The 20,342-nt window shown below is 69.6% G+C and carries 17 protein-coding genes; 7 read left to right on the top strand and 10 right to left on the bottom strand.

The window, feature by feature from the left end; genetic code table 11:
• Positions 1 to 152 precede the first annotated feature (152 nt).
• Positions 153 to 557: a DUF427 domain-containing protein gene (locus ACH492_RS00005; protein ID WP_398981072.1), complete on the bottom strand. Its 405-nt coding sequence runs from the start codon at positions 555 to 557 to the stop codon at positions 153 to 155.
• A gap of 28 nt (positions 558 to 585) precedes the next feature.
• Positions 586 to 1,458: an aldo/keto reductase gene (locus tag ACH492_RS00010; protein WP_398981074.1), complete on the bottom strand. Its 873-nt coding sequence runs from the start codon at positions 1,456 to 1,458 to the stop codon at positions 586 to 588.
• Between the two features lie 135 nt (positions 1,459 to 1,593).
• Between ACH492_RS00010 and ACH492_RS00015 the strand changes: the two genes are divergently transcribed.
• Entirely contained in the window at positions 1,594 to 2,289 is a 696-nt protein-coding gene (locus tag ACH492_RS00015; RefSeq protein WP_398981076.1) for a TetR/AcrR family transcriptional regulator, read from the top strand.
• Here the strand turns inward: ACH492_RS00015 and ACH492_RS00020 are convergent.
• Both ACH492_RS00020 and ACH492_RS00025 read right to left on the bottom strand, forming a co-directional pair.
• On the bottom strand, positions 2,286 to 4,037 hold the full coding sequence (locus ACH492_RS00020) for an acyl-CoA dehydrogenase family protein (RefSeq protein WP_398981078.1): 1,752 nt from the start codon (positions 4,035 to 4,037) through the stop codon (positions 2,286 to 2,288). The two genes, ACH492_RS00015 and ACH492_RS00020, sit on opposite strands and share 4 nt — an antisense overlap.
• On the bottom strand, positions 4,034 to 5,308 hold the full coding sequence (locus tag ACH492_RS00025) for a cytochrome P450 (protein ID WP_398981080.1): 1,275 nt from the start codon (positions 5,306 to 5,308) through the stop codon (positions 4,034 to 4,036). The genes ACH492_RS00020 and ACH492_RS00025 overlap by 4 nt, the downstream gene beginning before the upstream one ends.
• A 251-nt stretch (positions 5,309 to 5,559) precedes the next feature.
• Here ACH492_RS00025 and ACH492_RS00030 point away from each other — a divergent pair, with 251 nt between their 5' ends.
• Together ACH492_RS00030 and ACH492_RS00035 are read left to right on the top strand one after the other, a co-directional pair.
• The gene (locus ACH492_RS00030) at positions 5,560 to 6,834 is read left to right on the top strand and encodes a cytochrome P450 (protein WP_398981082.1); all 1,275 of its coding nucleotides are present in this window, start codon (positions 5,560 to 5,562) and stop codon (positions 6,832 to 6,834) included.
• A gap of 301 nt (positions 6,835 to 7,135) precedes the next feature.
• Positions 7,136 to 8,599: an MFS transporter gene (locus ACH492_RS00035; RefSeq protein ID WP_398981084.1), complete on the top strand. Its 1,464-nt coding sequence runs from the start codon at positions 7,136 to 7,138 to the stop codon at positions 8,597 to 8,599.
• A gap of 202 nt (positions 8,600 to 8,801) precedes the next feature.
• Here the strand turns inward: ACH492_RS00035 and egtD are convergent, their stop codons facing one another.
• The 4 genes from egtD to egtA are packed head-to-tail and all read right to left on the bottom strand — an operon-like array spanning position 8,802 to position 12,646.
• Positions 8,802 to 9,764: an L-histidine N(alpha)-methyltransferase gene (gene egtD / locus ACH492_RS00040; RefSeq protein ID WP_398981086.1), complete on the bottom strand. Its 963-nt coding sequence runs from the start codon at positions 9,762 to 9,764 to the stop codon at positions 8,802 to 8,804.
• Positions 9,765 to 9,786: 22 nt separating this feature from the next.
• Positions 9,787 to 10,014: a hypothetical protein gene (locus ACH492_RS00045; protein ID WP_398981089.1), complete on the bottom strand. Its 228-nt coding sequence runs from the start codon at positions 10,012 to 10,014 to the stop codon at positions 9,787 to 9,789.
• Entirely contained in the window at positions 10,014 to 11,363 is a 1,350-nt protein-coding gene (gene egtB, locus ACH492_RS00050) for an ergothioneine biosynthesis protein EgtB (protein ID WP_398981091.1), read from the bottom strand. Before egtB ends, ACH492_RS00045 begins: the two co-directional genes overlap by 1 nt.
• Positions 11,360 to 12,646, bottom strand: coding sequence for an ergothioneine biosynthesis glutamate--cysteine ligase EgtA (egtA, locus tag ACH492_RS00055; RefSeq protein ID WP_398981093.1), 1,287 nt, complete (start codon positions 12,644 to 12,646; stop codon positions 11,360 to 11,362). The genes egtB and egtA overlap by 4 nt, the downstream gene beginning before the upstream one ends.
• A gap of 196 nt (positions 12,647 to 12,842) precedes the next feature.
• Here egtA and ACH492_RS00060 point away from each other — a divergent pair, with 196 nt between their 5' ends.
• The 3 genes from ACH492_RS00060 to ACH492_RS00070 are packed head-to-tail and all read left to right on the top strand — an operon-like array spanning position 12,843 to position 15,150.
• Complete coding sequence (locus tag ACH492_RS00060; RefSeq protein ID WP_398981095.1) at positions 12,843 to 13,640, top strand: thioesterase II family protein; 798 nt, start codon at positions 12,843 to 12,845, stop codon at positions 13,638 to 13,640.
• Positions 13,637 to 14,494 carry a metallophosphoesterase family protein gene (locus ACH492_RS00065; RefSeq protein ID WP_398981097.1) on the top strand — a complete coding sequence of 286 codons (858 nt, stop codon included), beginning with the start codon at positions 13,637 to 13,639 and terminating at the stop codon, positions 14,492 to 14,494. Before ACH492_RS00060 ends, ACH492_RS00065 begins: the two co-directional genes overlap by 4 nt.
• Positions 14,491 to 15,150, top strand: coding sequence for a 4'-phosphopantetheinyl transferase (locus ACH492_RS00070; RefSeq protein ID WP_398981100.1), 660 nt, complete (start codon positions 14,491 to 14,493; stop codon positions 15,148 to 15,150). The genes ACH492_RS00065 and ACH492_RS00070 overlap by 4 nt, the downstream gene beginning before the upstream one ends.
• A gap of 179 nt (positions 15,151 to 15,329) precedes the next feature.
• On the opposite strand, the gene ACH492_RS00075 is transcribed toward ACH492_RS00070, so the two are convergent.
• Positions 15,330 to 18,104: an AAA family ATPase gene (locus ACH492_RS00075; protein WP_398981102.1), complete on the bottom strand. Its 2,775-nt coding sequence runs from the start codon at positions 18,102 to 18,104 to the stop codon at positions 15,330 to 15,332.
• A gap of 499 nt (positions 18,105 to 18,603) precedes the next feature.
• Here ACH492_RS00075 and ACH492_RS00080 point away from each other — a divergent pair, with 499 nt between their 5' ends.
• Positions 18,604 to 19,533, top strand: a complete 930-nt coding sequence (locus ACH492_RS00080) for a ScbA/BarX family gamma-butyrolactone biosynthesis protein (RefSeq protein ID WP_398981105.1) — start codon at positions 18,604 to 18,606, stop codon at positions 19,531 to 19,533.
• Between the two features lie 56 nt (positions 19,534 to 19,589).
• On the opposite strand, the gene ACH492_RS00085 is transcribed toward ACH492_RS00080, so the two are convergent.
• Positions 19,590 to 20,240: a ScbR family autoregulator-binding transcription factor gene (locus ACH492_RS00085; RefSeq protein ID WP_398981107.1), complete on the bottom strand. Its 651-nt coding sequence runs from the start codon at positions 20,238 to 20,240 to the stop codon at positions 19,590 to 19,592.
• Between the last annotated feature and the right edge of the window lie 102 nt (positions 20,241 to 20,342).

Here is a 20,342-nt window from a genome sequence, read left to right on the forward strand (position 1 = left end):
CACGATGATGGCCGACCAACTCGACACCGCCATCGAACAGAACGGCAAGGGCGACCTCGCCGCCCTCCTCACCGGCAACGACACCTGGACCGTCGCAGAGGGGAACGGATGAGGGCGGGTGGGGCCTGTGCCCAACCCGCCCTTCCCTGTCCTCAGACCGCCGGCGGTTCCGGGGCTTCCCCCGTCACCTGGATGTCGGCGACGTTGTCGTAGAACGACAGATACCCCTTGATGTCCAGGACCGACGGGAGCGGCTCCTGATACGACCAGGCCACGTCCGTCCGTACCGCCGCGTCCGCCCCGGTGTTCCCGCCGTGGAAGGACCAGTACGAGGCCTCGCCCTTGTAGGGACACGTGGTGTGGGTGTCGGTCGGCTCGAAGAGCGTCAGGTTCACGTCCTCGGCCGGAAGGTAGTAACGGACCGGCAGGCCGGTCTCGTACACCAGGACGGGGCGGCTCGACGAGGAGACCAGCTGTCCGTCTATCTCGACCCTGATGTGCTGTGTGCCGGGGACCGCAGTCACACGGTGGTCCGGGTCCGGATGGGTGTTGGGCACGGGGGACTCCTTCTCGGGCGGGCGGCCGTCAGCCGGCGGCGGTGATGGCCTGGTATTCCTCGTCGGACAGTTCGATCAGCGCGCTCGCGGTGTTCTCCTCCACATGGGCCACCGACGAGGTGCCGGGGATCGGGAGCAGTGCCGGGGAGTGGCGCAGCAACCAGGCCAGCGCGAGCTGAGCCGGAGTGGCGTTGTGGTCCTTGAGTACGGACTGCAGCGGGCTGCCGGGCTCCGCGAGCTGCCCCATGGCGATGGGGAACCAGGGGATGAAGGCGAGGCCCTGTTGCTCGGCGTAGCGCAGGACGTCCTCGGACTTGCGCTCGGCCAGGTTGTAGAGGTTCTGCACCGAGACGATCTCGGCGACGGCGCGGGCCTTCTCGAGCTCCTCGACCGTTACCTCGGACAGGCCGAGGTGGCGGATCTTGCCCTCCTGCTGCAGGCCGGCGAGCTCGCCCACCTGGTCCTCCAGCGGGAGCGCGGGGTCGATCCGGTGCAGCTGGAGCAGGCTGATGGTCTCCACGCCGAGGTGGCGGAGGTTCAGCTCCACCTGCTGGCGGAGGTATTCCGGGCGGCCGACCGGGCGCCAGTCGTCGGGTCCTGGCCGGGAGAGGCCCACCTTGGTGGCGATGACCAGGTCGTCCGTGTAGGGGTGGAGGGCCTTCTTGATCAGCTGGTCGCTGACGAAGGGGCCGTAGGAGTCGGCCGTGTCGATGAAGTTCACCCCGAGTTCCACGGCGCGGCGCAGTACGCGGACCGCCTCGTCGGGGTCGGCCGGCTCGCCCCAGATGCCGGGGCCGGTGAGCCGCATGGCGCCGTAGCCGAGCCGGTTGACGGTGAGATCCCCGCCGATCCGGAAGGTGCCCGCCGCGGCGGCGGGCTGCGTCGTGAGGTGTGTCGTCATTGCATGAGCCTTTCGGAGAGCCATCAATATTATACGGCGTTCACAATCTATATGGCGTGAAAAATTTGGGCGGAGCGTTCATGATTCAACGCTGCTAAGATGTCGAGCATGGGAGAGGTGACTCAAAGCCGGAGGATGCGTCTACGCGAGGCCACAACTGCGGAGATCAAGGCCACCGCGCTCAAGCACATGGCATCGAGCGGCACCGCCGCGATCTCGTTGCGGGCGATCGCCCGTGACATGGGGATGACGGCCGGTGCCATTTACAGCTACTTCGACACGCGCGACAACCTCGTCAGCGTGCTGATCGCCGATGTCTACAACGCCCTCGCCGGCACGCTGGAGGCGGCCCGCGACAGTCGCCCCCACGACGATCCGGCCGCTCAGATCCTGGCGTACGGCCAGGCGTACCGGGGCTGGGCGGTCGCCAACCCGGAGGAGTTCCGGCTGGTGTACGGCGATCCCGTGCCCGACTATCAGCCGCCCGAGGGCGGCGTGGCGGCGGAGGCCGAGCACCGCGCCTGCGCGGTGCTGACCGGCATTGTGGCGGCGGCCTGGCCGAAGGCGCAGCACCTGCACATCGGTAGCGACCACACCTGGTCCGACTTCGACCCGGGGTTCGCGGGCCTGATCCGTGAGTCCTTCCCCGATCTTCCCCCGGCGGCCGTGGCCCTGTCGCTGAGGGTATGGGGCCGTATGCACGGCCTGGTGTCCCTGGAGGTCTACGGCCACCTGCGGCCCCAGGTCTCGGAACCCGCGAAGCTGTACCGGGCGGAGATGCTGGACCTCTCCAAGTCCCTGGGGCATGTGCTGGTGGACGAGGCTCATTAGGCCCCGGCTCCGCCGTGCAGGTCCGCATAGGTCCGCTCGGCCAGCCACTGGCGGCTGATCTTGGCGTACGCGGGTCCGGCCTCGGTGCCCGAGTGCGAGCCGGATTCCGCGTAGAGCTGCCGCCAGAGGTCGGCGAGCCGGTGCCCGGCCGTCGTGCAGTACACCTCTGCGAGCTGCCCGCCCTCGGTCGGATCGCCGGCCGCGCTCTGCCCGGCCGCCCTGGCCAGGACCGCGCACACCGCGAACAGTTCGGCCGCGATGCGGCCGAGCAGGATCACGGTGTGCTCCTCTTCGAAGAGAAGATCCTGGTCCGGGAAGCGGCGGACCAGCTCACGGCACTTCTCGTGGAAGCGCTGCACCTGCTGTTTCGCGGACCCGAGGTGGGTGCGGTTGGCGGGGGACAGCCCGGCCTCGGCCGGGTGTTCCGCGCCGAGGCCCTGGCCGGGTTCGCCCACGTCGCCGGAGTAGTGGCGGGCCAGCAGCTTGCGGCCCGCCTGGCTGTCGAGCTGGAAGTCGACATTGCCGGCGATCCGCAGTCCGCGCGCATCGCGCAGCCTGCGCTCCAACGGCACGGGCGGCGCGCCTCGCCGGAGCTTGCTCGGTACGGTCTCGATGCCCTCGCCTCCGTACAGCGACACCGTCCGGTCGACGATCCGCCAACTGGCGCGCACCGCGAGGTTCTTGGCGGCGAGCCGCTCGAACCATCGGTCGGCCGGGCCGGAGTCCAGCAGACTCCACCGGATGACGCTCTCCACCGCGTACACCTCGGCGAGCGTGTCGCCGAGTATCCGCTGGATCGCGTCGTACTCGCCCAGGCCGCGGCCGTTGACACTGCGCCGCGCGATGAACTCGCCGGACCACTGCAGGCAGAGCTTCGAAATCGCCACGGCCGGCGCGGCGGTGAAGTACAGCTGGCCGATCAGGACCGCCGAGGCCATCAGGTCCGGGAACCGCGGATCCTCGGGTTCGCTCCGTACGACGTACTCGGCGGGGACCCGCACCTCGTCGAGGCGCAGCGCCCCGTTGGGGAGTCCCCTGCTGCCGGTGAACTCGATGCGGGAGGTTACCTCGAAGCCGGCGGCGGAGGTGTCCACGAAGCAGATACACAACCGCCTGCCGTCCAGGCCGTGCTCGGTGGCCGCCACGGGCAGCAGGTCCGCCACCGGGCCGTGGCCGGTGAAGACCTTCTCGCCCCGGAGTACGTAGCAGGCGCCGTCCTCGGACCTGGTCGCCGTCGTCCCTGGCCAGGCGTTGTTCTGCCCGGCGGGCTCGGTGAGGCCGAAGCCGGAGACGGCTCCCTCCTGGAGCCGCGTGGTCACGAAATCCGCCAGCGGCCCCGGGGGCAGCGCGGGGAGCAGGGCCGGGGCGCCGACACCGGCCTGGATGGCCAGCATCTGTCCCGCGGGCATGCACCAGCTCGCGGCGCGTTCCACGGCGCGGAACGCGTCGTACGCGGACAGCTCGAGGCCGCCGATCCCCGCGTCGAGACACAGCTTGAGGTAGCCGCTCTCGCGCAGGTCCCGCAGGAATCCGGCCGGCAGTTCACCGGTCAGGTCCACGTCGTCAGGGTCCAGGCGGGCGCGGAGGAAAGCCTCCAGCCCGGCCACGGTGGCGTCGCCCGCGGCCTGCTCCTGCGGGCTCTGCCGGGGGAAGGGGTGGAACAGCCCCCACTCCAGCCGCCCGGAGTCCAGGGCGTCGAGAAAGCTCGGGGCGGGCCGCTGCCCGCCTTCGTACGTCCGTGAACTCATGGCACGAGCTCCACGGGCACATCGAGCAGCACGGTGTGCTTGTTGTTGGGGGCCCAGGTCTCGGAGCCGGTCAGCCGGATCTCCTCGACCCGGTCCAGCAGTGCCTCCAGTGCCAGCCGGATCTCGAGGCGCCCGAACGCGTCACCGAGGCAGTAGTGGACGCCGTGCCCGAAGGACAGATGTGGGTTCGGGTCGCGGTGGATGTCGAAGCGGGAAGCGTGCGGGAACACGGACTCGTCCCGGTTGGCGGCGGGCCACCACAGCGTCACCTTCTCGCCGGCCCGCATCCGCAGGCCGTGCAGTTCGACGTCCTGGGTGAGCGTGCGCCGGTTGTACGGGTTGGCCGGGAGCCAGCGCAGCACCTCCTCCACCGCGGTCGGCAGCAGGGACCGGTCCTTGCGCAACTCCCGCCACTGCTCCGGGTGCTGGGCGAAGGCGAGCAGTCCCCCGGCGATGGTGTTCCGCGGCTGCTCGAAGCCGCTCACCAGCATGACGCTGGCGTTCGCCTCGCGCTCGACCTCGGAGAGCGGCGGCTGGCCCGAGCCCTCGGGCAGCTCTCCGACGGCCAGCACGGTGCCGAGGTCGTCGGCGGGGTTCAGGCGCTTGGCGGCGAGCAGGGTGGTGAAGTACCCCCGCAGGTCGGTGTAGGTCTGCTTGGACTGCTCGTCGACCTTGCCGGTCCGGCGGTGGGTGAAGCCCAGGACGGCGTGCACCCAGGCGGTCAGCTGTTCCCAGTCCTCGGGCCCGATGCCGAGCAGCATCGCCACGGAACGCAGCGAGAACGGCTCGGAGTAGTCGTCGACGAGATTGCAGGTGCCGCGGGCGACCGCCGCGTCCGCGAGTTCTTCTGCAGTGGCTCGGAGGGCCGGTTCCAGCTTGGCCACTGCGTCGGCGACGGCGGGGCCGAGCAGATGCCTGAACACGTCGTGCCGCGGGTTGTCCATCATGGCCAGGACGGTGCCGGTGAGACCGCCGCCGTAGGGGAGGTCCTCCAGGTGGGAGCCGCCGCCGGCCCGCCCCCCGCCGCCCTGCGAGGAGAAGGCGGGGTCGACCGAGGCGGCCGCGACATCGGCGTGCCGGGTCAGCACCCAGAAACCCTCGCCGTCGGGCAGGGTGCCCGCCGGGTGGCGGAGCACCGGCGCCTCACGGCGCAGCCGGGCGAAGAGTTCGTACGGAATTCCCTCGGCGAACCGGGACTGATCCGTCAGATCGAAGCCGTCCAGGATCGGAGGGAAATCCTGTCCCGTGCCCGAATGTTTTTCGGTACCCATATCAACCTCACGATAGCGAGTGCATAATGTGGCGCCCGGGCGGAAATGCCATTCTGGGAGTGCCCGGGAGGGCCCGCTTTTCGCGGAACGGGCCGCGCGGGCTCGAAGCTATCGGGGCTGCTCCTCGGGGCCAACCCCAGTCGTTGATGTAGGGGTTTCCGCCTGCGGCTCAGGGGTTGGCGGTAGGGGTGGCTGGTCAGTAATTTGCGTCGAAGGAAAGTGGCTCTCAACCAATAAATGGGATGTGAGTAATGACCGAGGCGCCCACCGTAAAGCTTCCAGACGTCATCACATACAATCCGGAAGTCGCGCGGCAGACGCTGCCGTTCGATCCGTTCGACCCCGATTTTCACGCGGATCCCTATCCGCACTACAACGCGATCAGGGAGCAGTCCGGCTCGGCATTCCGGACCGCCGAGGGAGTCGTCGCCGTATTCGGCTACGAGGAAGCCTCGTCGGTGATGAAGGACCCCCGCTTCGGCTGGGGTGTCAATCCGATGGTGGCGGATCAGTTCGTGGAGAACCCCACCAGCGGTGAGTCCGGGCGGATCCTGATGTTCATGGACCCGCCGGACCACACCCGCATACGCGGGCTGGTCTCCAAGGCGTTCACGCCGAAGATGATCGCGCAGCTCCGCCCCAAGGCGGCGCAGTACGCCGAGGAGCTTTTGGCCAAGGCGCTCGCGGACAGTCCGGACGGCCGGGTCGACCTGCAGGATGTGCTGTCCCGGCCGCTGCCGGCCCTGGTGCTGAGCGACATGATGGACATCCCGTCCCGGTACCACCCGCTGTTCTTCGCCAACACCAAGGAGAGCGGCCGGGGTCTGGACCCGGGCTTCACCCTCACCGACGAGCAGAAGGCGGGGCGCAACGCCGCCCGCGACGTCTTCATCGACGCCGGTGTCGAGCTGGTCGCGGCCCGTCGTGCGAACCCGGGCGACGACCTGATCAGTGAACTGGTCAAGGCGGAGCAGGAGGGCGACCGGCTCACCGAGTGGGAGCTGGCCATGCTCCTGATGAACCTGCTCGCCGCGGGCTTCGGCGCCACAGCCGCCATGATCGGCAACGAGGTGTACAACCTGCTGTCCCATCCGGAGCAGGTCGACTGGCTGCGGTCGCACCCGGACCAAATGCCCGCGGCGGTCGAGGAACTGCTGCGGTACGACAGCACGCTGGCGATGGTGACCCGTACGGCGCTGGAGGACGCCGAGGTGGCGGGCATTCCGGTGAGCAAGGGGGAGTACGTCGTCGTCATGATGGGGGCCGCCAATCGCGACCCTGCCAGCTTCCCGGACGGGGACAAGCTGGACATCACCCGCCCGTCGACCCGGAACCTGGGGTTCGGCCACGGCATTCACTTCTGTGTCGCCGCGCCGGTTGCCCGGATGATCGCCCAGGAGGCGCTCGGCGCCCTGATCAAGCACGATGTGCGGCTTGCCGAGGAGGGTCCGGAGCGCTGGCCCGGCACCTCTCTGCGCGTGATCGGGAAGCTGCCGATCGTTCTCGGTCCCGTCCTGGGGACCTGATCCCGCTCTGTCGCACACGTCTCTGTCGCACGCGTCGCTGGTCGGCCCTGGTCGGTGTCCACCGCCCGGGGCCGACCTGTTCCCCGGGCCGGCCTGTTCCCCTGGGCCGACCTGTTCCCCGGGCACGGCTGTTCTCCGGGCACGCTTGACACTCTACGCCGTGCCACTATTATCCTCAGTGTTAAGTCTGAACAGTGCTTAGTATTCGAACGGCATGCACCGGCCGGTCGCTGGCGCGCTGTCTCCACTCCTCTTACTCCCTCCTCTCCCTCTCCTCGTCTCCCTGAAAGGGTCCGATCCAGTGGATGGTTCCGTTAGCCAGTCGCACCAGCGAGCCGGCCTCAGGCTTGCGCTGCTGGCGTTGGCCCAGTTCATCATCGCGATCGACTACAACATCGTCTTCGTGGCGCTGCCCGACATCGGCGACGCTCTGGGCTTCTCGCCCCAGACCCTGCAGTGGGTCGTGAGCTCGTACGCCGTTGCCTTCGGTGGCTTCCTGCTCTTCGGCGGCCGCGCGGCCGACAGGCTCGGTGCGCGCCGGGTGTTCGTCATCGCCCTCGTCCTGTTCGGTGTCTCTGCCCTGGTCGGCGGCCTGGCCAACTCGCCCGAGGTACTGGTCCTCGCCCGTGCGGTGCAGGGTCTGGGTGGCGCGCTTCTGTTCCCGTCGACGCTGACGCTGATCGTCACCAGCTTCGCCGAGGGGCGTGAGCGCAACCGGGCGCTGGCCGTCTGGGGTTCCACCGGAAGCGGTGGCCTGGCCGCCGGCGCGCTGCTCGGCGGTGTGCTCACCGGCAGCCTCGGCTGGGCCTGGGTGTTCTTCTCGATGGTTCCTCTGGTCGTCATCGCGCTGATCGGTGCGCCCCTGCTGCTCGCTCCCGATGCTCCCCGCTCGGGTGACCGTGGGGGCTTCGACGTTCCTGGTGCGCTGGTGGTCACGGTCGGCGCCACGCTGGTCGTCTTCGGCCTGGTCAGTGGGCCCGAGGCGGGCTGGACCGCTCCGCGGGCGCTCGGTTCGCTGGTCGTCGGTGCCCTGCTGATCGCCTCGTTCTTCCTGATCGAGGCGAAGACGAGCGCCCCGCTGGCCCCTCTGCGGATGTTCGGCAACCGCAGCCTCATCACCTCGATGCTGGTCGCGTTCCTGCACATGAGCGCGCTGAGCGGCGGCTACTACCTCTTCACGACGTACATCCAGAACATCCTGGGATACGACGCGCTGCAGGCCGGCCTCGCCTTCCTGCCGCTGGGTCTGCTTGCGATGATCGCCGGCGGCAAGGTCGCGGCTTCGATGCTGAACAAGAGCGGCCTGCGTACGACCCTGTTCATCGGCATGCTCGTCTACGGCATCGGCATGGCCGCGATGGCTGCCGGAATGTCGACCGGCGGCACGTACTGGTCGGTCCTGCCCGGCGTGGCCATCTACGGATTCGGTGGCGGCCTCGCCTTCACCACGATCTTTGCCACTGCCGGTTCCGGTGTGGACGCCAGTGAGCAGGGCGTCGCCTCCGCGCTGGCCTCCACGGCGCAGCAGGTCGGTGCTGCCGTGGGCCTCGCTGCCCTCATCGTCATCGCCAACTCCGGCCTTGACGTGAGCGCGGGCGCCGCGACTCCGGCGGTCGCCGATGTGGTCGACGGACTGCGAGCCGCCGGCTGGGTCGCCGCCGGGGCAGCGGTGCTGGGCGCGCTGGTCGCGCTCAACCTCAAGAAGGCTCCCTCCTCGACCGCCGTCCCGGCCGATGAGGGGCGTGAGGTGACGGTCTCCAGCTGACGAGGAGACTGCGCCACGGGGCCTGTTCACCAGGCCTCGCCACGCACTCGGGACCTGTGGCCGGGAAACCCCCGTAACCGGCCACAGGTCCCGACCCATATGCGCTGCCCCCATATGTGAGGGCAGCGCATATGCCGGTGCCCCGGACCCCTGCCTGAGCAGGGGCCGGGGCACCGGCGCGTTCGGCGGCTCGGCCGGAGGATCAGCTGCGGACCGCCAGAGACACGGCGAAACGGCCGGCCCGGTCGGTCCACCAGTGCCGCAGTTCCAGCCCGGCGGCGGCCAGTTCGGCGCGTACGCCCTCCTGCCGGAACTTCGCCGAGATCTCGGTACGGATGTACTCGCCGGCCGCGAAGTGCACCGCGAGACCGAGCGACGGGATCTTGACGGTCAGCTCCTCGCGTGCCCGCAGCCGCATCTCGATCCACTCGTGCTCCGCGTCCCAGACCGCCACGTGGTCGAAGGCGGCGGGGTCGAAGTCCGTGTTCAGCTCCCGGTTGAGCACGCTGAGGACGTTCTTGTTGAACTCCGCTGTGACGCCCGCCGCATCGTCGTACGCGGCGACGAGTTCCTGTTCGCCCTTCACCAGGTCGGTACCCAGGAGGAACGCGTCGCCGGGCGAGAGCAGGCCGGCCACACCGGAGAGAAACTCGGCGCGCTCGGCGGGAAGAAGATTGCCGATCGTGCTGCCGAGGAAGGCGACGAGCCGCGGCCCGGGCGCGGAGGGGAGCCGGAGGCCGTGCTGGAAGTCGGCGACGAGGGCGTGCACGTCGAGGCCTGGATGGTCCGCCAGAAGCTCGCGGCCGGCCTGTTCGAGCGCGCTCGGGCTCACGTCGACCGCGACGTACGTGCGCAGGCCGGCCAGCGCGTCGATCAGATGCCGGGTCTTCTCGGAGGAGCCGGAGCCGAGCTCCACCAGGGTGCGGGCTCCGGTCGCCGCCGCGATGTCCGAGGCCCGGTCGATGAGGATCTCGCGCTCGGCGCGGGTCGGGTAGTACTCCTGCAGCCTGGTGATCTCCTCGAAAATTTCGCTGCCGCGCGCGTCGTACAGCCACTTGGCCGGCAGGTGCTTGGGGCCCCCGCCCAGGCCCTTGGTGACATCGGCGCGCAGGGCGTCGTCGCCGGCGTCGGCGGGCAGGGTGCGGGTGAGGGTGAACGAGCTCACGGACAAGGCTCCTTGAGTGGGGTCACAAGGACAGCGGGGTCACAAGGACATCGGTACGGGTGGCGAAGAGCTGGGATCGGTCGGGAACCTCGGTCCACAGCGGGGAGTCGTCGTACGGTTCCGACGCGACGGTGACCCCGGACCGCGGGGTCCTCGGCGCCCACGACTGGCGAAGCAGACCGTGATCCGGGGCCACCAGCAGATCGCCGACACGCACTGGAGGCCTCACATAGGCGATATGACGGCACATCAGGAGTCCTCCGCGTCACGGGCGGTACGGAATCCGGAGAAGATCTGGCGGCGGATGGGCAGGTCCCAGTTGCGGAAGGTGCCGCGGCAAGCGACCGGATCGACCGCGAAGGAGCCGCCGCGCAGCACCTTGTGGTCACTGCCGAAGAAGACCTCCGAGTACTCCCGGTAGGGGAAAGCGGCGAATCCGGGATACGGCAGGAAGTCGCTCGCCGTCCACTCCCACACATCCCCGATCAGCTGCCGCACCCCGAGGGGCGAGGCACCCTCGGGGTAGCTGCCCACCGGCGCCGGCCGCAGATGGCGCTGGCCGAGGTTGGCGTGGACGGGGGTGGGGTCGGTGTCGCCCCAGGGATGGCGCAGGGACCGGCCGGTCGCCGGGTCGTGCCGGGCGGCCTTCTCCCACTCGGTCTCCGTGGGCAGCCGCCGCCCGGCCCAGCGAGCGTACGCATCCGCTTCGTACCAGCTCACGTGCAGCACCGGTTCGTCGGCGGGTACGGGCTCCACGACCCCGAAGCGACGGCGTAGCCACACTCCGCCGTCCCGTGTCCAGAACAGCGGTGCGTGCAGCCCGTGTTGCTGGACGTGTGACCACCCGGCCGGGGCCCACCAGCGCTGGTCCCGGTAGCCGCCGTCCTCGATGAAGCGGGAGTAGGCGGCGTTGCCGACCGGGGTGGTGTCGATGAAGAAGGCCGGTACGGAGCGTTCGTGAGCGGGCCGCTCATTGTCCAGGGACCACGGCTCGGCCGAGGTGCCCATGGTGAACGGGCCGCTGCGGACCAGGACTTCCGGCGGCAGCGATGATGCGTCGGCGGGGGCCGGCGGCGGGGCGGGGGCAGTCAGCACCGCGGGCCCGCGGCGCAGCTGGTGTGTGATCAGCATGGTCTCGTCATGCTGCTGTTCGTGCTGGGCGATCATGCCGAACACGAATCCGGCGTCGGCGAGCCGCCCCCGGCCCTCCATCGAAGTCCCCTCCAGTACGTCCAGGACGCGCGCCCGGACGTCGGCGACATAGGTGCGCGCCTCGGCGGGCGGCAGCAACGGCAGGGCGGGGCGTTCGGCCCTGGGATGCTCGAACGCGTCGTAGACCTTGTCGATGTCGGGGCGCAACGGTTCGCGCCCGCCCAGGGTGCGCAGCAGCCACTGCTCCTCCTGGTTGCCGATGTGCGCCAGATCCCACACCAGGGGCGACATCAGAGGCGAGTGCTGGGCTATGAGTTCGGGGTCCTCCACACAGGAGGTGAGGACGTCGGTGCGGTCGCGCGCTGCCGTCAGGGCCACTGCGGCACGCAGGCGCAGGACCTCGGGGTCGGCGGGCGCGGCAGCTCCGGCCGGCTCATGGGCGGTCATGAACTGCTGTCCTTCCCTGACGGGGGTACGGGTAGGGATGCGAGAACGTCGTCGGCGGGGCAACGGCCCCTGGACACATAGCGCTCGTGGAAGCGGGCGACGGCCGACTGGACCGAAGGGGCCGCACCGGACCCGGCCAGTGACTCCAGCGCCGCGGTGAAGCAGAGGTCGGCCGCGGCCTGCAGCCCGGGCGCGGCCAGACCGTAACGTGCGGCGTTGCGCCACAGTGGACTGCGGGGTGCGCGACCGTCGTTCTCGTCACCGGAGAGCTGTGCGACCGCGTGGTAGGCACGCTCGGCGGCCTCCGGATCGTCGAAGAGGGCGCTGGTGACGGCGAGCGGCACGATCCAGCCCTCCTCGCCGGGCTGCGCGTCGATCATGCGCAGCTCCAGATGGCCGCGCGGGCGCACCGGAGGAAAGAGGGTGGTGAGGTGGTATGCGAGGTCGTCCGCGGTGGCCGCCCTCGGACCCTTGCCGCGGACCCAGTCCCGGAAGGTGAGCCCCACCGGGACATCCCACGGGCGCTCGTCCCTCCTGATGCACAGCACGGGCGCGTCCAGGGCGTACCCGGCCCAGGCGGACCGCGGGTCGGCGTGTCCGGCCGGCGCGAGGGCGCGGCCGGGGTCGAGTGCGGTCCAGACGGCCTGGCGGGTGGACTTCCAGCCGGTGGGAGAGCCCTGACGCAGCGGGGAGTTGGCGAAGGCCGCTACGAGAACCGGCCCCAGGAGATGAGCCAGTCGCCAGCGGTCCGCGTGGCCGAGCGGGCCGGGCTCCTCCTGGCCTGCGTCGACGCAGACCTGGACGGAGGCGGTGCTGCACATCATGGCGCGGCCCTCCGGCCCGAACCGGTCGAAGTACGCCTCCATGGCGGTGTAGCGGGGCGCGTCGAGCAGTCGGCGCGGAGCGTGCCACGGATCGTGCCCATGGCCGGAGAGGGAGAGCGCGTGGGGCTTCAAGGAGCCCTGCACCAGAGCGAGATCGGCCCTCATCACCGCCACGCCGTCGGAGAGTGAGTCCGCTGGGGGAGAACTGAGTTCGAGCTGGCCGCCGGGCTCGAAGGTCAGGGCCGACCGCAGGGGAAGGGCGCGGACCGCGGTGAGCGCGGCCGTGATCCGCCCGGGCCGGAGCGGGGCGGCGGGATCGTGCAGATCCTGCAGCAGCCATTCGACTTCGACGCCGGTACGCCGCGGCGGACCGGTCTTGAAACAGATTCCGCGAATGAGGTCCTCGGCCTCGGCCGCGTCAATGGCTCGGGTGCGATCCCGCTCGCCGTCCAGCAGCACGCCCAGGTCCTTTCGCGTGTGTGATCGATTCACCTGCCACCCAACCTCCCCTGCGCCCTCCGGCTCAAGGTTCCCGAGGCCGGATAGGGGGGAGGTAGGGGTAGGAATAGGGGTGGGGGAGCAGGCTGCGTTCAGCTCGGGTCGGCCCTATTTCCTAGGGGTTTCCGGCCACAGTGCGTCTGCGTACGCTCCGGTCGTGGCTATTTCGAATGAAGCGAGCGAGGCGAGTTCCTGGATTCGGCGCTTTACGCCGCTGCCGGACAGCGATGCGCGAGTGGTCTGCTTTCCTCACGCGGGCGGGGCGGCGAGTTCTTTTGTGCCGCTGTCGCGCGCACTTGCTCCCGGAGCCGAGGTGCTGGCCGTGCAGTATCCGGGCCGCCAGGACCGGCGCCAGGAACCCTTCGCCGAGAGCCTGACGGAACTGGCGGACGCCGTCTTCGATGTGCTCCGTGCCGAATTGTCCGGCAGCTACGCCTTCTTCGGGCACAGCCTGGGTGCCGTCCTCGCCTTCGAGGTGGCCCGCCGTTTCGAGGACGCTGCGCCCGGCGACGGGCCCGTGGCGCTCTTCCTCTCCGCGCGCCGCGCGCCTTCGGTTCCGCACCGGGACCGGATCCATCTCCGTGACGACGCCACGGTCGTCGCCGAGATGCGCCGACTGAGCGGCACGGACCAGAGCATTCTCGGGGACGAGGAATTGCTGGCCCTGCTGCTGCCGGTTATTCGCGCCGACTACAAGGCGCTCGAAACGCATGTGACGCCTCCGGACGCACAAGTCGCCTGCCCGATCACGGTCCTTGTCGGTGACGCCGACCCGGTCACCACGATCGAGGACGCCTCCGCATGGCGGGCTCATTCGACGGGCGGAACCGAGGTGCAGGTGTTTCCCGGCGGGCATTTCTATCTGGACGGGCACACGGACGAGGTCGCGGCGGAAATTCGCCGCGCATTCACCGGCCGGACCCGTGACACCGCTCTCGCAGAGTCGCCCCGATGAGCACCGCACCACGGCTCCTCGCCATCAGCGACCTGCACATCGGGCATCCGGAGAACCGGGAGATCGTCGAGCGGCTACGGCCCGCGGCGGACCGGGACTGGCTGCTCCTGGCCGGTGATGTGGGGGAGCGGTTCGAGGACGTCGAATGGGCCCTGACCCTCCTGCGGGACCGGTTCGCCACCGTGGTGTGGTCCCCCGGCAACCACGAGCTGTGGACACCGCCCGGCGACCCGGTCCAGCTCCGCGGCGAGGCGCGCTACCAGAGGCTGGTGGAGATGTGCCGCCGGCTGGACGTCCGTACCCCCGAGGACCCCTATCCGGTGTGGGAGGGCGAGCACGGCCCGGTGGTCGTCGCTCCCCTGTTCCTCCTGTACGACTACACGTTCAGGCCCGTCGGCACCTCGAGCAAGGAGGCCGCGCTGGCCCGCGCGTACGACGCGGGGGTGGTCTGCACCGACGAGATGCTGCTGCACCCGGACCCGTACCCCAGCCGCGAGGCGTGGTGTCGGGCCAGGCTCGCCCTCACCGAGGCGCGGCTCAGCGCCGTCGACCCGGCGCTGCCGACCGTACTGGTCAACCACTATCCGCTGGTGCGCGAACCGACCCGGGTGCTGAGGTACCCGGAGTTCGCCCAGTGGTGCGGCACCGAGCGCACGGCCGACTGGCACCGGCGCTTCCGTGCGACCGCCGTGGTCTACGGCCATCTGCACATTCCGCGGACTACGTACTACGACGGGGTGCCCTTCGTCGAGGTGTCGGTCGGCTACCCCAGGGAGTGGCGGCAGCGGCCCGGCGATCCCGGACGGCTGCGGGAGATCCTCCCGGCGGCCGCACTTGGGGCGGGCCGCCGGTGATCGAGAGCCTGGTGCCGCCGTGGGTCGCCGTCGAGGAGGCGTTCCGCCCCGATCCGGTGCCCGAGCTGTTCCCCGAGGAGCAGGAGATCGTCGCCGACTCGGTCGAGCGGCGCCGACAGGAGTTCGCGACCGTCCGCGGCTGCGCCCGAAGAGCTCTCGGGAGACTCGATGTCGGGCCCGTCCCCATCCTGACCGGAACGGACGGCGCACCGGTATGGCCGGGCGGCACGGTCGGCAGCATGACGCACTGCGCCGGATACTGTGCGGCGGCGGTCGCCCGTACGGCCGAAGTCGCCTCCCTGGGCATCGACGCGGAGCCCGGACTGCCGCTGCCGCCCGGGGTGCTGGAGTCGGTCGCGCTTCCCGGGGAGCGGATCCGGCTGGCCGGCCTGGCGGACCGGCAGCCGGACATCTTCTGGGACCGGCTGCTGTTCAGCGCCAAGGAGAGCGTGTACAAGGCCTGGTACCCGCTGACCGGACGCTGGCTGGACTTCCACGAGGCCGACATCGCCATCGACCCACGCACCCGGACCTTCCGCGCCGGCCTCCTGGTGCCCGGCCCCGTCGTGGAAGGACGGCGGATCGAGGCGTTCTCGGGCAACTGGAGGGTCGGCAACGGACTGGTCGTCACGGCGATCACGGTGCCCCGGTGCTAGGGCGTGTTTTGGAAGTAGCGCCGTCCGCCCGCAGGGCGGGCCCCGCGGCGTCCGGTGCGTGCAATCGCAAGGCGGTGGGGGCACCTCCCAGCGGTAGCTGGGGGAGTGCGTGCCAGGCGTCGCGGGGCTGGGGGCACCTCCCAGGCGAAGCTCTGGGGGAGGGACTTCTAAAACACGCCCTAGGCGACCCGGACCGCGGCACCGTCGTACAGGGCGAAGGCGAGATCGCTCCGCCGCTTGATGCCGAGCTTGCGGTAGACGCGGGTGAGGTGCTGCTCGACCGTGGAGACGGTGACGAAGAGCTTGCCTGCTATCTGGCGGTTGCTATGCCCGCGGGCGGCCAGCGTGGCCACGCGCATCTCCGCGTCGCTGAGGGTGCCGGCCAATTCCTCGCCGTCGCCCTTGATCGCGGCACTCTGCTGGGATCCCGGCCCGTCCGGCTGGGTGCGCGCGGGCAGCGGCACACGGCACTCCTCGGAGATCTGCTGCGCCCGGCGGAGCGCCATCCGGCCCTTGCTGTACTGGCCGAGTTCCTGGTGCGCCCAGCCCATGTCGTAGAGCGCGTAGGCCAGTTCGAGCCGACCCGCACACTGCTGGGCCGCCTCGACCGCGCGGGCCAGCAGCTTGGGCCGCTCCGGCAGCGGACTTGCGGCGGCGAGCATGCGCAGGGAGACCGCGCGCACGCGGTGCTGGTCCGCCTTGGCCAGGCCGAGCTGTTCCGCGGCCAGCTGCCGCGCCCGCTCGGTGTCGCCGCCGCGCAGATAGATCTGCGCCGCGTCGGTCCGCCAGGACAGCAGCGCCGGGACGTCCATTCGCCAGCGCACCGCGAGCTCGCCGACCGTGAGGAAGTCCTCCAGGGCGGCCTGGAGCTGGCCGTTGGCGAGCAGGGCGCGGCCCCGGGCCCGCAGATAGCGCATCCCCAGCGGCGTGCCGAGCATCGTGTCCGGCGGGGTCACCTGGAGCTGGGCGAGTGCGTCGTCCCGGCCGCCCATGAGGGCGTGGGCCTCCAGCAGGACGCTCAGCGGCAGGCTGATCATCACGCCCCAGCCCTGCGGCGGGAGCTGCGCGAGCGCCCGCTCCGCGTACCGGGCGGCGGTCGCCGGGTCGCCGCGGCGCAGGGCGAGCTTGGCCGCGAGGCTGGTGAAGACGGCCTCCCAGGTCGGCGCCGACTGGTGCTTCGCGGCCGTGACGAGGGTGTCGATCCAGTGCTCGGCCGCAGCGAGCCGGTCGTTGAGGAGCAGGATTCCGATCGCGGAGACGTGCGGCAGCAGGGTCTGGTCGTTCAACTGGCTACCGACGAGCGTCTGTTCGGCCACGAGTACGGAATCGGGGCTGGGTCCGTCACGCAGTACTCTGCACAGTGCGAGGACGGCCTGGGACCGCGAGGACGCCCGCAGCAGCGTGTCCGTCCCGTCGTCCGGGGAGGCTCCGTCGCCCGGGCTCTCGGCGGCCGCCGGATAGAGCAGGGTGAGGATCGAACGGGAGGCGTGCAGATGAGCGGAGGCCTCCAGGTCCCGCGACTGCTGGGCACGCTGCTCGATCTGCTCCATGGTGACCCGGGCCATGTCGGCGTGGCCGAACCACAGCAGGGAATCGATCGGCGCGGACACATGCCGCCCGGTGAGCCGCTGGGCGGCACTGATCAGCGCGGGGGTCCGGCGGGCGGCGGTGACGGGGTCCGCCCGCCACTCGGTACGCAGCAGCATGGCGGTCGTGGTGGCCCGATGCTCGTCGCTGCCCTTGTAAAGGAACGCCAGAGAAAGGCAGTTGAACGCAAGCGCGGTGTCGCCATCGGCGAGCGCCTCCTCGGCCGCGTCATGGAGGACGGTGACTTCGCAGGAGGAGCCGATGCGGCCGGCGGCGATGAGATGCCGGGCCACCGTGATCACCGGTGTGCCGTTCTTGAACAGCGCCGTTGCGGTCTTGATGTGGAGGACGGCACGCTCCTCCGCCGACATGCCGTGCAGCACCGCGGCGCGTGCGCGGGGATGGCGCCACTCGCCGCCGACCAGGATTCCGGTCTCTTCCAGCGTGGTCAGGGCCTGGGCGAGGGACTGCGGGTCCAGACCCGAGAGCCGGCTCAGCAGCGGGGCCGCCACCGGGTCGCCGAGGACGGCCAGTTGACGGGTGACTGTGCGCAGCGAGGGGTCGCACCGGTAGAGGCAGTCGAGCACCGCGCGCTCGAATTGCAGTCCGATCCGCAGCGTGCGGGGACCGGGCTCGTCCGACACCCGGTTGTCCTCGATCAGCCTGCGGAGCAGCAGCGGGTTCCCGCCGGTGGCAGCAAGGCAGTCCGCACTGAGGGCGTCGGCCGTACGCGGCCCCAGCTGCTGGGCGAGCAGATCGTGTACAGCCCGGTGCGACAGCGGGGACAGGCGCAGCCGGAGGGTGCGCGGCTCAGGCGGCAGCTCGGCCTTGAGCAGCGAGCTGGACGGCCACGGCGGAGGGCACTCGTTGAGTACGATCAGTACTGGGGCAGACGGTAGCCGCCGGACCACGGCCGACAGGCACTGCAGCGAACAGGTGTCCGCGTACTGCACGTCGTCGATGCTGATCAGCAGCGGTCCGGGCACCCAGTCGATGAGGTCGCGCAGAGCCAGGCTCAGTTGATGGAACACCCGCGGGGAGATGCCGTCCACGTCGTCCGCGGTGCGGGAAGCGACGGACAGGGCTTCGTCCAGCAGTTGGCCGACGCGGGTGTCCAGCTCCGCGGGCAGACCCTCACAGCGGAAGAGCTGGGCCAGTACTCCGAAGGGAATGGACTGCTCGGTGCGCGAGGCCGTGGCGGACAGATGCAGGGCTCCTGCGCGCTGTGCGTCGTCGGCGAGCATGCCGAGCAGTTCCGTCTTGCCATGGCCGGCCGCCCCGCTCACGACCGCGATCCGGCTGTTTCCTTCCAGAGTGTCCCGGAAGAGATTGCGCAGAACGGACAACTCCTCGTCACGCTCGCGCAACGCGGGTAGCGCAGAATAGTCGTCGGCTGAACCGGTGAGGCTTTCGCGGCTTATCGATTGTGCTGCTGTAGCCATTCCCCTTGACCCCGTTTCGTAATGGCGTGACTGCGCTTCGTAACCATGCTTCAGATTGCGCGTCGTGTGATCGAGCTGAGACCGGCGGCGGTGGCGGGACCAGTACATACCGGTCGCCCTGTTCAGTCAACTGGGTATTACGTGCGCAGGGTCGAACTCCGATTCCCTTGCCAAGGCGCGCATTTGGCCTGGCTGAAGCGGTAAATGGGCGCCCTGCCTCCGCCTCCTGTTCGCGAGTAACAGCCCTTCCGGGGGCGGGACTTGGCAGGGGTGAGCCATGTCACACCGTGGAGGACCTGTCGGTTGGTATGTTCTGGATCTGAGATTCATCGAGGGGGGAGGGGCGATGTCTGTCGTGCCCGATGTGTGTGCGAGTGTGAATAGGGCTTTACCTGATCCGGGGCAGCCGCGGGGTTGTCCGGAGATGCAGGGGCTTTCGTACCAGTCCACGGTCGCCCGGGAATTGGTGCATCGTGCGGCAGTCTCGGAGGTCTTTCTCACGGACTGGCGCCAATCGGGTCCGGACAGTTTTGTCTGTGCTGTGCAGTGGCCGCAGCGCCACAATTTCTACAGTATCGGCGGTAGCATGATTGACCCACTCCTGGTCGTGGAAACGTTGCGCCAGGCGGGAATTCTTATTGCACACAGTGGTTATGGAATCCCGCTGGAGCATTCCTTTCTGATGCAGCGTCTGACGTGGCGATGTTTCCCCGAACGGATGACGCTGTCGGACAGCCCCGTTGAGCTGCTGGCGCGGGTGAAGGTCGGCGAGATCCGCCACCGGGCGCGCGGTGTCGACGCCATGCGGGTGGCCGTCGAGTTCGTGCGGGACGGGGTCGTTTGCGCCCACGGTGCCGGCTGGCTGCGCTGTGTGGGCTCCCGGGTCTACGCGCGAATGCGCCAGGCCGAGCGGTCGGGGGAACCGGGCGAGCCGCCGTATGTGGCTCCGGTGGACCCGCAGTTGGTGGGGCGGGAATCGTCCAGGGACGTGGTGGTCGGAGACCTCGACGAGACGGGCACCCGGCCGCTGCGGATTCTGACCGACCATCCGACGCTCTTCGACCACCCGCTGGACCATGTGCCGGGGATGCTGGCGTTCGAGGCGATGCGGCAGGCGGCGATCGCGTTGCTCGGCGGTGCCTTGAGGGCGCCGCTGGCGGGTGAGACACGCTTCACCAGCCTGCTGGAGCTGGACGAGGACTGCCGGGTCGCGGCCATCCTCTCGCCGTCGAACGGCGATCAAGTGGGCCCGGGTGCGCACAAAGTGACGGCGGTGCTGTCGCAGCGCGGGGTGACAGCTGTCCGGGGCACCGTGGAGATGGGCCCGAAGATCGGGGTGTGCGTCGCGGCGTGAACGCGCAGAGGTCGTGAACGTGCCGAGGTGTGGAGGGCGGCAAGGGCCGGCCTGGATCAGAGCTCGCGCATCATTCCGTCGGCGATGGTCGCGGACATGTTGAGGTAGTACGCGGCTTTGCGCGGGGGGACGAGCCCGGGCAGGATCGTCGTCCACATGTCCGCTATACGCAGCGGAAGCTTGTCGAGGGACTCGAGCACCGGCGTGACCAGCTGCAGCCCGGTGAAGGCGCTCACGATGAACTGGGCGGCGCATGAGACGTTGACACCGGGTCGCACGTCGAGTTCGTCGACGGACCGCTCCAGATGCTCGGTCGTGACGTTCACCCAGTCCCGGTAAGGGTCACGCATCGGCTGCTGCAGCGAGCCGCTCTCCAGGGTCAGCCGCACTCCGGCACGTGTCACCGGGTTTCGCAGCACCTGGTCCGCGATTCCGTAGGACATACGGATCAGGCTCTCCAGGCCGGGCAGGTTCTTGTTCGAAACTTCCTGCGCCTCCTGCATGGACAGCTCATGCTGCAATGTCATTACCGCGTGGGCCAGTCCCTCCTTGGAGGCGAAGTGGAAGTACAAGGCCCCCTTGGTCACTTTCCCTTGGGTGACGATGTCGCTCAACGAGGTGGATCCGTACCCGTAACGATCGAACATCTCCGCTGCGGCTTCGATGATCGTTGTGCGGGTCTGCTCTGCGCGGAGTTGCCTGGTCATGAGGGATTCCTCAGAGGGGAGGAGTTAAAAACTGGGCGACCGGTATGCTTTCGCCTTGGAAACAGAATCTTAACCCACCCCATGCGATGGATGGCAACAGGA

The organism is Streptomyces sp. NPDC019443, from assembly GCF_044389785.1.
Lineage (GTDB): Bacteria > Actinomycetota > Actinomycetes > Streptomycetales > Streptomycetaceae > Streptomyces.

Excerpts from the sequence above, each read along its gene's own strand:
- ACH492_RS00010 (WP_398981074.1), bottom strand. The coding sequence starts at position 1,458 with ATGACGACACACCTCACGACGCAGCCCGCCGCCGCGGCGGGCACCTTC.
- ACH492_RS00015 (WP_398981076.1), top strand. The coding sequence starts at position 1,594 with ATGCGTCTACGCGAGGCCACAACTGCGGAGATCAAGGCCACCGCGCTC.
- ACH492_RS00020 (WP_398981078.1), bottom strand. The coding sequence starts at position 4,037 with ATGAGTTCACGGACGTACGAAGGCGGGCAGCGGCCCGCCCCGAGCTTT.
- ACH492_RS00025 (WP_398981080.1), bottom strand. The coding sequence starts at position 5,308 with ATGGGTACCGAAAAACATTCGGGCACGGGACAGGATTTCCCTCCGATC.
- ACH492_RS00030 (WP_398981082.1), top strand. The coding sequence starts at position 5,560 with ATGACCGAGGCGCCCACCGTAAAGCTTCCAGACGTCATCACATACAAT.
- ACH492_RS00045 (WP_398981089.1), bottom strand. The coding sequence starts at position 10,014 with ATGTGCCGTCATATCGCCTATGTGAGGCCTCCAGTGCGTGTCGGCGAT.
- egtB (WP_398981091.1), bottom strand. The coding sequence starts at position 11,363 with ATGACCGCCCATGAGCCGGCCGGAGCTGCCGCGCCCGCCGACCCCGAG.
- ACH492_RS00065 (WP_398981097.1), top strand. The coding sequence starts at position 13,637 with ATGAGCACCGCACCACGGCTCCTCGCCATCAGCGACCTGCACATCGGG.
- ACH492_RS00080 (WP_398981105.1), top strand. The coding sequence starts at position 18,604 with ATGCAGGGGCTTTCGTACCAGTCCACGGTCGCCCGGGAATTGGTGCAT.
- ACH492_RS00085 (WP_398981107.1), bottom strand. The coding sequence starts at position 20,240 with ATGACCAGGCAACTCCGCGCAGAGCAGACCCGCACAACGATCATCGAA.